Source organism: Actinosynnema sp. NPDC023658 (assembly GCF_040639995.1).
Lineage (GTDB): Bacteria > Actinomycetota > Actinomycetes > Mycobacteriales > Pseudonocardiaceae > Actinosynnema.
Map to the genome: position 1 here is coordinate 1 of NZ_JBFAAX010000170.1, position 11,257 is coordinate 11,257.

Here is an 11,257-nt window from a genome sequence, read left to right on the forward strand (position 1 = left end):
CCGGGCCGTTGGGCGGCTGGCCGGCACCGGGCCGGTTCTGCGCCGCGACCGGACCGTTCTGCGGCGAACCGGACCCGTTCTGCGGCGAACCCGGGGCGTTGGAGGCGGTCCCACCGGAGGGCCGGGCGTCGTCACCGGTCTCGGCGGCCTCACCCCCGCCCTCACGCGCCTCACGACGGCGGCGCACGTGGTTCAGGACGCTGTCACCGCCGAACGTGGCCGCCATCGTCAGCAGCATCAGCAGCACGAACGCCGCGCCCGCGTACCGGACCTTGCCGCCGATCTGCGCCTCCGCCGCGGTCGGGTTCACGATCACCTGGGAGGTGATGAACGTCGACGCCGGCGCCTTCAGCGAGGTCTGCTGCTTGTCCAGCTCCTGCGTGGCGAACTCCATCACCTTGGTGACCATCCGCTCCGCGGCCTCCGGCGAGCTGCCGTCCGCGGTCACGAACAGGAACGGGCCGGCCTGACCGCCGCCGGCCGCGGTGAAGTTGTCCGTCGAGTCCTTGTCCAGGCCCAGCGACTCCTTGCGGGTCTTCGGGTCGGCCAGGATCTGCGCCAGGATCTGCGAGGTGGTCGAGAGGCTGCCGTCGAACGCCAGCAGCGGGTTGACCCGCACGGCGTCCTCGGGCGAGATCTTCTCCGAGAACGTGCCACCGGCGGACGGCGAGGTGAGCACCATCACCCCGGAGGACTGGTAGCGCGTCGGGATGGACAGGAACACCCCGGCGGCGACGGCGACAGCCGTGATCGCCGCCGGCAGGGCGATGTACCACCGCCTGCGCAGCGTTCGCACGGCGCCCCAGAAGTCCATCCGCTCCCCGATCCACGTTTACCCCGCGTAGGTGCGCGCAGGGTGTTGTTACTCTGAAATCGGCCGACTCGCGCCTAGTCGTTACAGGTGGTGATGGACTTGGGCTACCGGCGCGTCGTGCTCGCCGCCGCGGCCATCGTACTGGTCGTGGGTGCCGCGGTGGTGTACGTGACGTCGGTCGCGCGCGACTCCTCACCGGTGCCGGTGGCCTCCGTCGACGGCGACCTGATGTTCGTGGAGCTGGCCGACGGGCGCAGCCGGGTGGAGCAGGTGCGCCTGGCCGACCCCGCGGCCCGCAGCGGCACGCCGATGACGTGCCAGAGGGTGTACCGGTCGGGCGGGACGACGGTGTGCCTGAGGTTGGCCGGACCTGGCCCCACCTACGCCGCCGAGGTGTCGAGGGACGGTGCCGAGGTGCGGACCGTGCCGCTGCCGGGCGTGCCCAGCCGGGCGAAGGTGTCCGCCTCGGGGAACGTGGTCAGCTGGACGTCGTTCGTGACCGGTGACTCCTACTCGGTGCCCGGCGGGTTCTCCACCCGCACCGGTTTCCTCGACGTGCGCACCGGCGAGGCGGTGGAGTCCCTGGAGGGGTTCACCGCGGTCGTCGACGGCCAGGCGCACGGTTCGCAGGACGTGAACTACTGGGGCCTGACCGTGGCGGCCGACGACCGCACGTTCTACGCGACCCTCGCCTCCGCCGGGTACACCTGGCTGGTGAAGGGCGACCTGGTGGAGCGTCGCCTGGAGTCGTTGCGGCGTGACGCCGAGTGCCCGTCCCTGTCCCCGGACGGCACGAAGGTCGCCTACAAGAAGCGCATCGGGCGGCTGGGCCCGTGGGACCTGGCCGTGCTCGACCTGAAGACCGGCGAGGAGCGCAGGCTGCCCGGCACGGCGGGCGTGGACGACCAGGCCACCTGGTTGGACGACGACCGGCTCGCGTTCGCCGCCGTGCCGAAGGACGCGAAGCTCGCCTCGATCCACGTCGTGCCCGCCGACGGCTCGTCCGCCGCCGTGCTGCTGATCCCCGACGCCACCTCGCCGTCCCCGATCTGATTCCCGGCTGACGTCATACCGGAGCACCACGACTTCCCCGTGTCAGAAGGAAAACGTGGTGCTCCGGAGGCTGAACTCGTTACCAGTAGCGGAAAATCCAGCCATATCCGCAAGGATGCCGTTAGGCCCACGACACCGCCCCGCGCCGATGACGACCGGGCCGGCGCGGACGACGCCGTCGGCACCGGCGCGGAGGGCGTGGTGTCGGCGGTGTTCGGCCAGGGCGCGACCGGCGTCGGGTTCTTCTTCCTGCTGTCCGGGTTCGCGCTCACCCGGCCCGCGCGGCGGCGGCTCCTGCGGACCCGCCCGCTCAGTACGACAGCACCCGCCTGAGCACCTTCTCCAGCTCGTGCCCGGCCGCGTCCCACGACCGGCCGGACACGCTGGCGGAGGCGGCCTGGGCGACCGCGCCGAAGTCCGGCAGCGTCACCACGTCGGACAGCGCGCGGGCCAGGTCGTGCGGGGTCGCCGGTGCGTACCGGACGTGGTCGTTGTCCAGCACGACCCGGTTGTGCGCGGCGTCGTTGACGACCGGCAGGCACCCGGCGGCCAGCATCTCGTGCGGCACGAGCGAGACGTTCGTCATCGACAGCGTGAGGCCCGCGTAGCACCGGTTGTAGAGGTCGTTGAGCCGGTCGGGGGTGATCAGCCCGTGGTCGACGTGCCGCGGCCCGAGCCTGCCGATCTTCTCGCCGTAGGTGTGGATGGTGATGTCCGGGTGCCGTTCGGCGAACAGCTCCAGCGCCAGCAGCCCGATCTCGATCGCCCGCCTCGGCGCCAGCCGGCGCGCGTAGAAGACCACGCCGTCCCGCGGCACGCCCTGGCGCAGGTGGTAGCGGTCGGTGTCGCAGCCGAAGTCGAACGAGTCGGCCTCCATGCCCGTCCCGTCGCGCAGCTTCTCGGCCAGGTACCGCCCGGCGGTGAAGCCGTGGAAGCCCATCTTGTAGGTGTTCTCCGCCAGCGCCGACAGCCCGCCGACCGGGAAGAACCACGGCTCGTAGTCCTGCACGAGGTAGAACCGCCTGCCCGCGCACGGGTCGTTGAACGCCGGGTAGGCGGTCATCCACGCGGTCGCGAACACGGCGTGCGCGTCGGCCATCCCCTCGGTCACGTCGTGGACCGACCCGCGGAAGCCCGGGTACGCCGCGCGGATCACCGGCTCGTGGTCCGCCGCACGGCTGCCGTACACGTCGTACAGGTAGAGCCGGCACGTGTGGCCGAGCGACTGGAGGTGCTCGATGAGCCGGAACATCGTGGTGTGCCCGCCGGAGCCGGGTGACGGCGGCGTGCTGACCCAGTTCAGGACGAGCCGCCCGTCCTCCGGGATCGGCGGCACGACGACCGGCTTCCGGACACCGATGTCCGCCGCGCGCACGTCCTCCAAGCGCACCGGGAACACGTCGGCGTCCGCGCCCCACCGCCGGGCCGCCCGGCCGAGCGCACGGGCACCGACCTGGCGGACACCCTGTTCGCGCACGATGCGCGTGACCTGGTGCGCCCGCCGCCGCAACTGCTGGACGACCCTCACGCGCGACTCCTCCGCAACAGACCCAGCACCTCGTGGCGCAGGGGGAACACCACGGCCGCGTACGCCAGCGACGCGAGCGCGCCACCCACGAGCAGCCGCACCAGGGCGCCGTCGACCGCCCACTGCACGCCCGACGCCACCAGGACCATCACCACCCCGCCGAGCACCGGCCGGGCCACCGCCGCGCCCAGCGCCCGCGCCCGCAGCCCGTAGGGCCGGAACGCGATCAGGTACGCGGGCACGATCACCACGAGCACCACCGCGCTCTGCGCCAGCGCCACGCCCCGGATGCCGTCCAGGTGCGCGCCCAGCGCCAGCAGCGGCACGAGCGCGGCCAGCCACACGAGGTGGATGACCAGGATGGCCCGCGAACGCCCGGCGCTGGCCAGGTAGTCGTACCCCAGCTCCAACGCCACCCGCAGCGCGCCGAGCAGCACCAGCAGCGCCAACGCCTGCGCGGCCGGCGCCCACCGCTCGCCGTACACGGTCCGCACCAGCGGGTCGGCCAGCGCCGCCAGCAGCACGCACGCGGGCACGGTCACCAGCGCGAGCAGCCGCAACGCCCGCGCGAACGTGCGCGCGAACAGCTCCGGATCGTCCCTGACCTGCGAGAACGCCGCCAGCGACACGCTGCGCACCGGTTGCGAGAACGCGCCGACCGGCCAGTTCGCCAGGTTGAACGCGAGCAGGTAGAAGCCGAGCGGCACTGTGCCCAGCACGCTGCCGACGATGATGTAGTCGACGTTCAGCACGCCGAACACCAGCAGGCTCGCGCCCGCCAGCGGCAGCCCGAACGCCAGCAGCCCGCGCGCCTGCACCGCGTCGAACCCCGGCCGGTAGCGCTTCGGGGTGTAGGCGAACATCACCGCGGCGGCGACCAGGTTGGTGGCGATCCGCGACCACGCGAGGCTCCACGCGCCGAAGCCGAGCAGCGCGAGCACCACCACGACGGCCGTGCCGACGACGAACGCGGACGTGTCCGCGACGAACTTGTGGTCCTGCCGGAACTCGCGCTGCAACAACGCGCCGGGCACCGCCGACGCGCCCGCGACCACCAGCGACAACGACATCAGCTGGATCACGCCCGTCGCCTGCGGCGTGCCCATCGCCCCGGCGAACCACGGTGCGCCGACCACGCACGCGCTGGCGAGCAGGCAGCCGGAGGCGATCGACAGCGTCGTCACCGTGGGCGCGAGCTCCGCGACGGGCTTGTCCGTGCGCACCAGGGCGACGCTCACGCCCATCTCGCTGATGCTCATCACGATGTTCAGTACGACAAGCGCGACCGCGAACACGCCGAACTGCTCGGGCGCGATCAGCCGGGCGAGCAGGACGCCCACGCCGACCTGGCTGAACCGCTGCACCAGGCTGTTGACCGCGCTCCACCGGATCGCGGAGGTGACCTTGCGCTCCAGACCGGCCCGCCCGGAGCCGTCGGACGGTTGAGAGCTGTCGGGGGACTGCGAGCCGTCGGACGGCTCGGCGGTGTCGGACCGGACCGGGGTGTCGGGCCGCGCGATCTCCGGCGGCTCCAGGTCGGCGGTCACTGGCCGCGCCACTTCCAGACCTGCTTGCCCACGAGACCCGCGCCGCGCTTGACCAGGTGGCTGCCCACGAACAGCTGGGTGCGGCTGGCCAGCTTCGGCCCCACCGCCCGCCGTCGCCGCAACGCCCGGTACTCGGGCAGCCGCGCCACGTCCGGGAACACGCGCCGGGCGAACGCCTCCAGCTCGTCCACCGGAATGTCGGCCAGCTTGTCCCGGTCGTAGGCGCGCACCGCCCGCCACAACGCGTCCTTGGCGATCGACCGGTTGGCCAGCGCCCGCAGCCGCGGCGGCAGGTCGGGGTGCTCGGCGAAGAACCGCTCGAACACGGCCTGCCGCTGCTCCAGGTCGGCGAACAGGGACGAGAACTGCGTGCGCATCATGCTCTGCTGGTGCACCCGGTAGTACGCGGCGGGCTTGCCGCGCACGTAGCCGATGTCGGACACCGCGGCGATGCGCATCCACATCTCCAGGTCGCCGGCGTGCGGCAGGTCCGGCCGGTAGCCGCCGACCCGCTGCTGCACCGACGTGCGCACCACGGCCTCGGGGGACGACAGCACGTTCTGCCCCGTCCGGCAGCGCGCCTCGATCCAGTCCACGCCGGACCACACCGTGCGACCGGCGGGAGGGGTGACCACGGACGGCAGGTCGTCGTGGTCGGTGTAATAAACGACACGTCCGTAGACCATGCCGACGTTCGGGTTCGCCTCGAACACCTCGGCGGCACGGGCCAGCGCGCCCGGCGCCAACAGGTCGTCGGCGGACAGCAGGACCGTGTAGTCGGCCTTCGCCCACTCCAGCAGGCCCTCGTTGTAGGTGGCGATGTGGCCCCGGTTGACCTCGTGCCTGCGGCCCTCCACGCGCGGGTCCCGCACCAGGTCGGCCATGACCTCGGGCGTGTCGTCGCTCGACGTGTCGTCGATGATCAGCACCCGCACGTCCACGCCGGGTTGGTCGAGCACGCTGCGCACGCAGGCGCGCAGGAACCGGGCGTAGTTGTAACAGGGGATGACGACGTCGACCGCAGGTCGTGTCGAGGGCTCAGTCACGTCCTACACATCGTGCGCGACCGCGGATCGTTAACGGCGCGGCCCCGATCCCGATGTACGGGACATACGGGAAGGGGCTCCATGGACCACGTCGTGCTGACGCGTTTCAACCTGCCGTCCGTCGGCGCGGAGAGCGTCGTGCGGGCGCGTGACGGCTGGTTGACCGAACGCGTCGGGCTGTTCGAGCGGTACTGCCTGCCCTCGGTGGCGGCGCAGACCTCGTCGGACTTCCGGTGGCTCATCTACTTCGACCCGGAGAGCCCGGAGTGGCTCAAGGACCGCATCCGGGCGCACGGCGACGCGTACACACCCGTGTTCCGCACGCAGGTGAGCCGGGAGGAGCTGGTCGAGGACGTCTCCGCGCTCTTCCCGGTCAAGGGCGAGCACCTGATCACCACCAACCTCGACAACGACGACGGCCTGGCCGCGAACTTCGTCGCCCGGCTCCAGGCCGAGCGCCCCACCGGCCGCCGCACCGCCCTCTACCTGGCGAACGGGCTGGTCAAGAGCCCGACCGGGTTGTTCGCCCACCACGACCGGGACAACGCGTTCGCGTCCATGCGGGAGACCTGGGACGCCCCGGTGACGTGCTGGGCCGACTGGCACAACCGGCTGCACCGGCACGCCGACGTGGTGTCGCTGGGCGGCCCGCCCGGGTGGTTGCAGGTCGTGCACGGCGGCAACGTGAGCAACCGCACCCGCGGCCGGCTGGTCGCGCCCGCGCCGTACCGGCCGCTGTTCGGCGCGGCGCTGGACGACGTGCCGGAACCCGCGGGCGGGGTGCTCGCCCGTGACCGGTTCGTGGGACATCCCTTGCGGGCGGCCCGGGACGGGGCCCGATACTTGGCCAAGACGGCCGCGCTGCGGCTGCTGGGTCCGGGCGGCTTCGAGAAGGCCAAGCAGGTGCTGGCCGCGCGTGGGCGCGTCCGGGCGCCGAGGTGAACAGGAGCACGACCATGGCCCGTGCCGGTGCGCTGCTCGCGGTGCTCGCGCTGACGGCGTGCACGGCCGAGGCGGCGAGGGAGCCCGACCCGGTGCCCGCCACCGCCGTCGTGCCGTCCGTCGACTACTACAAGAAGTGGGCGAACGGGCCCAACCCCGCCGGCGACCCGTCCGTGTTCCCGATCAACGTCTGGATGCAGGACCCGTCCGGCGTGGAGAACGGCGAGAAGCTCGGCCGCGCCTACCCGAAGATCGGCATCGACGTCGGGATCGGGCTGTGGGAGGACGAGTGGTGGTACCTCCGCCAGGAGGGCCTCCACGAAACGGACTGGCGGGTCTACGTCGACGGCACGCGCGTCGACGCGGTCCTCGCGGACACCGCGCACGCCCGCAACTACGTCGGCTACCTGATCGCCGACGAACCGGACATGAACAAGGTCTACGGCGACGTGTTCCACCCGGACATGCAGCCGTCCGCGATCCTCAAGGCCTCCGACGCGGTGCGCGCCAAGGACCCGTCGCGGCCCACGTACCTCAACTTCAGCCCGTGGATGGGCACGCCGACCGGCGAGGTCGGCTACGGCCACATCGAGAAGTCGTACGAAGAGGACATGCGCACGTACTGCTCGGCCGCGGACATCGCCTCGGCCGACTACTACGGCTGGACGCACCCGGACCGGGGTGACACGGTCGGCGCGTACAGCTACGGCGAGGTCATCGACACCATGCGCAAGTGGTGCGGCCCGGACAAGCCGCTGTACGGGTTCGTGGAGACCGGCCACCCGCACACGCACGGCGAGACGATCTCGCCGGACCAGCTCGAGTCGGCGGTGTGGAACACCGTGCTGCACGGCGCGACCGGCATCAACTACTTCGCGCACAGCTTCCACACCGACGGCAGCGGCGAGTACTCCAGCGTGCTGACCCGGCCGGAGATCACCGCCCGCGTCACCGCCGTCAACGCGCGGCTCAAGTCGCTCGCCCGGGTGCTCAACGCGCCCACCGCGCCGGGCATGACGGCGGTGAGCGACAACGGCATCCCGGTGTCCGCCCTGTACAAGGAGACGGGCGGCGAGCGGTGGGTGCTGGCGCAGACCGACGGCACCAGGCAGCACCCGCGCAGCCTCGCGGCGAAGGTGACGGTGACCGTGCCGGTGTCCTCGGGCACCGCGACCGTGGTGGACGAGGGCCGGACCGTGCCGATCGTGGACGGGAAGGTCGTGGACGACTTCGGTCCGTACCAAGTTCACGTGTACCGCTTCTGAGGGGCTAACGGCTGAGTCGCGCGTGGCGATTGGGGCAGTGCCGGACCAACCCCACGGAGGCCGATCGTGCTGCTCAGACAGATCCGCAAGCTGTTCGCCGCCGGTGGTGCGGTCGCGTTGGGCTCGGCGTTGCTGCTCGTGCCACCCGGTGCGGCGGTCGCCGCGCCCACGCGCGTGCTCGGCTACGTCGCCAACAACGGCGGCGGGGTGTCGGTGCTCGACACCGCCACGAACGCCGTCACCACCACGCTCATCGACTCCACCGGCGACTCGCCCTACGGCGTCGGCGTGGCGTTCGACGGCGCGCGCGGCTACGTGACGAACGTGCGGGACAACACGCTGACGGTCATCGACACGCCGACCAACTCGGTCGACGCGGCGGTGCCGGTCGGTGACGGACCCGCCGGCGTCGTGGTGTCGCCCTCCGGCGGTCACGTCTACGTGTCCAACTACCGGGCGGGCACGGTGTCCGTGGTCGACGCGGCGACGTTGACCACCACCGAGACCATCCCGGTCGGCGCGAACGCGGACGGCATCGCGATCACCCCGGACGGCAAGCGGCTCTACGTGGCGCACGACGTGGTCGGTCCGGGCACGGTGTCGGTCGTGGACACCGGCACGAACACCGAGATCGCGGAGATCCCCACCGGCAACACCCCGACCGCCGTGGCCGTCACGCCGGACGGCGCGAAGCTCGTGGTGGTCAACAAGTTCTCCAACAACGTGGCCGTGGTCGACACCGCGTCCAACGCCGTCCTCGGCACGGTCCCGGTCAGCTTCATCCCGCACGGCGTGGCGCTCTCGCCCGACGGCACGCGCGCGTACGTCACCAACAGCGAGGGGCACAGCCTGTCCGTCGTGGACCTCGTCGCGCTGACGCCGGTGGCGCAGATCCCGGTCGGCAGCAGGCCGATCAGCGTCGCCCTCACCCCGGACGGCGCCAAGGCGTACGTGACGAACTTCACCAGCGGCACGGTGTCCATCGTGGACACGGCGACGCTGTCCGTCGCGGGCACCGTGCCGGTGGGCGTGAACCCGGTGGGCATCGCGATCCACGCCGTGCCGCCCGCGCCGACCAAGCTCGTGGCCGGGTACGCGTCGCTGCAACTGCGCCTGCTCGGCTTCACCGTGCGCGGCCTGGACGCGACGCTGACCGAGTCGCACACCGGCAACCCCGTGGTGGGCAAGCCGGTGACGTTCCGCACGATCAAGGGCCACCCGCTGTGCACCGCCACCACGAACTCGTCGGGCAAGGCGCAGTGCGACGCCAACGTCCCGCTGCTGGTGGGCCTGGCCACCCTGGTCCGCGGCTACACGGCGAGCTACGCGGGCGACCTCGCGCACGGCCCTTCGGTGTCGCACGGCTCCATCGGCCTGCTCTGATCACCAGCGCGGCGGACGGTGCTCCCCCGGGAAGGACCGACTTCCCGGGGGAGCCCCTCCACTACCCGGCTCCTGCGCCTCAGGCCTCTTGCGCGTCGGGGCGCTTGGCGTCGGGGCGCTTGGCGTTGAGCCGCCAGGCCACCAGCACGGCGACCAGCAGCGAGCCGATCGCCGCCCACACCGCGGTGCCGAAGGCGGCGAACTGGAGCAGCAACCCGAACGCCACGGACGACACGAGCCGCGCCAACGCCTGACCCGTCTGCACCACCGACAGGCCGGACGCCCGCAGCGACTCCGGCACGAGGGTGCTCACCCTCGCGGACAGCACACCGTCCGTCGCCGCGTAGAACAGGCCGTGCAGCAGCAGCGCCGCGCCCACCCCGACGTAACCGCCGCCGCCGGTCAGCAGCAGCACGTACACCGCGAGCAGCAGCACGTGCCCGCCGAGGAACACCGGCCACCGGCCGATCCGGTCCGCGAGCCGACCCACCGGCGTGGCGGCCACCAGGAACACCAGGGCCGTGCCCAACGGCATCAGCGGCAGCAGGTGCAGCGGCGCGTCGGTCGCCCTCTGCACCAGGATGAACACGAACGCGTCCGACAGCGTCGCCAGCCCCAGCACCGCCGCCGCGACGGCCGCCCGCCGGTACCCGGCGTCCCGCAGCAGCGCCACCCCGGCCCGCACGGACGGACGTGGTCCGACCACCGCGGGCCGCGGGTTCTCCCGCACGAACGCCACCAGCACGATCAGCCCCACCACCGCGAAGCACGCGCTCACCACGAACACCGGACCCGCCACCGTGCCGATGGAGTACAGCAGCAGGAACGTCACCAGCGGGCCGAGCAGCGCGCCCACGGTGTCCATGCTGCGGTGCAGCCCGAACGCCGCGCCCAGCCGGTCCGGCGGCGTGGCCAGTGAGATCAGCGCGTCCCGGGGAGCGGTCCGCAGGCCCTTGCCCGCCCGGTCGGCCGCCAGCGTCGCGCCGATGCCGAACGCGGACGCGCCGACGACCGGGAAGATGAGCTTCGTCACCGCCGACAGCCCGTAACCGACCGCGGCGACCGCCTTGTGCCGGTGCGTGCGGTCCGAGACGTGCCCGCCGACGAGCCGCAGCACCGCCGTCGCCCCCGTGTACAGGCCGTCCAGCAGGCCGAACTGCGCGTAGCTCATGTTGAGCGTGAACAGCAGGTAGACCGGCAGGAACGCGGTCACCATCTCGGCCGAGACGTCGGTCAGCAGGCTCACCGCGCCCAACGCGACCACGGTGCCCGGGACCCGGCCCTTGACCCGGTCGCGAGGTCGGGCGGACGCAACGTACATGCACCCGATATCGGTCACGGGCGGTGACCGTTACCGGTGTCGGTGCCCGTCGTAACGGGGACCACCCCGAACCCGATGACGCGGGTATGCCGCACATCTCCCCGCCCCGCGTCCGCGTGGGCGCCATCGACGTGTGGGCCGTGCGGGAGTCCGGCGTCGCGGACCACGTCGCCGCGGCGTGGCGACGGGCCGAGGGCGGCGCGATCGTCACGGCCAACGTGGACATCGTGCGCGCCGCGACCCGCCGCCCCGAACTGGCCGCCCTGATCTCCGAGTCCGAGCTGGTCGTCGCGGACGGCATGCCGGTCGTGTGGGCGGGCAGGCTCGCGGGCGTCGCGATCCCCGAACGGGTCACCGG

10 protein-coding genes and 1 pseudogene are annotated in these 11,257 nt (G+C 72.2%); 6 read left to right on the forward strand and 5 right to left on the reverse strand.

Annotated features, from left to right (window positions below):
• A partial coding sequence (locus AB0G02_RS18985) for a hypothetical protein (protein ID WP_360795854.1) occupies positions 1-814 on the reverse strand: 814 nt, incomplete at its 3' end.
• A 93-nt stretch (positions 815-907) separates the two neighbouring features.
• Between AB0G02_RS18985 and AB0G02_RS18990 the strand changes: the two genes are divergently transcribed.
• Both AB0G02_RS18990 and AB0G02_RS18995 read left to right on the forward strand, forming a co-directional pair.
• Positions 908-1,867 carry a hypothetical protein gene (locus AB0G02_RS18990; protein ID WP_360795857.1) on the forward strand — a complete coding sequence of 320 codons (960 nt, stop codon included), beginning with the start codon at positions 908-910 and terminating at the stop codon, positions 1,865-1,867.
• A 201-nt stretch (positions 1,868-2,068) separates the two neighbouring features.
• Positions 2,069-2,200 carry a hypothetical protein gene (locus tag AB0G02_RS18995; protein ID WP_360795860.1) on the forward strand — a complete coding sequence of 44 codons (132 nt, stop codon included), beginning with the start codon at positions 2,069-2,071 and terminating at the stop codon, positions 2,198-2,200.
• Here the strand turns inward: AB0G02_RS18995 and AB0G02_RS19000 are convergent.
• From AB0G02_RS19000 to AB0G02_RS19010, 3 genes are read right to left on the reverse strand one after another with little or no spacing between them, the layout of a single operon-like run.
• Entirely contained in the window at positions 2,178-3,395 is a 1,218-nt protein-coding gene (locus tag AB0G02_RS19000) for a glycosyltransferase family 1 protein (RefSeq protein ID WP_360795863.1), read from the reverse strand. The two genes, AB0G02_RS18995 and AB0G02_RS19000, sit on opposite strands and share 23 nt — an antisense overlap.
• Positions 3,392-4,954, reverse strand: coding sequence for a lipopolysaccharide biosynthesis protein (locus AB0G02_RS19005; RefSeq protein ID WP_360795866.1), 1,563 nt, complete (start codon positions 4,952-4,954; stop codon positions 3,392-3,394). Before AB0G02_RS19005 ends, AB0G02_RS19000 begins: the two co-directional genes overlap by 4 nt.
• Positions 4,939-5,988: a glycosyltransferase gene (locus AB0G02_RS19010; protein ID WP_360795869.1), complete on the reverse strand. Its 1,050-nt coding sequence runs from the start codon at positions 5,986-5,988 to the stop codon at positions 4,939-4,941. Before AB0G02_RS19010 ends, AB0G02_RS19005 begins: the two co-directional genes overlap by 16 nt.
• Before the next feature lie 93 nt (positions 5,989-6,081).
• Here AB0G02_RS19010 and AB0G02_RS19015 point away from each other — a divergent pair, with 93 nt between their 5' ends.
• From AB0G02_RS19015 to AB0G02_RS19025, 3 genes are all read left to right on the forward strand, one after another.
• A complete protein-coding gene (locus tag AB0G02_RS19015; RefSeq protein ID WP_360795872.1) occupies positions 6,082-6,930 on the forward strand; it encodes a glycosyltransferase in 849 nt (282 codons plus the stop codon).
• Positions 6,931-6,944: 14 nt separating this feature from the next.
• The gene (locus AB0G02_RS19020) at positions 6,945-8,195 is read left to right on the forward strand and encodes a hypothetical protein (RefSeq protein WP_360795874.1); all 1,251 of its coding nucleotides are present in this window, start codon (positions 6,945-6,947) and stop codon (positions 8,193-8,195) included.
• 66 nt (positions 8,196-8,261) lie between these two features.
• Positions 8,262-9,578, forward strand: coding sequence for a YncE family protein (locus tag AB0G02_RS19025; RefSeq protein WP_360795877.1), 1,317 nt, complete (start codon positions 8,262-8,264; stop codon positions 9,576-9,578).
• A 79-nt stretch (positions 9,579-9,657) separates the two neighbouring features.
• Here the strand turns inward: AB0G02_RS19025 and AB0G02_RS19030 are convergent, their stop codons facing one another.
• On the reverse strand, positions 9,658-10,899 hold the full coding sequence (locus AB0G02_RS19030; RefSeq protein WP_360795880.1) for an MFS transporter: 1,242 nt from the start codon (positions 10,897-10,899) through the stop codon (positions 9,658-9,660).
• A gap of 86 nt (positions 10,900-10,985) precedes the next feature.
• Between AB0G02_RS19030 and AB0G02_RS19035 the strand changes: the two are divergent.
• Positions 10,986-11,257: pseudogene (locus tag AB0G02_RS19035) on the forward strand (glycosyltransferase); the annotation flags it as partial.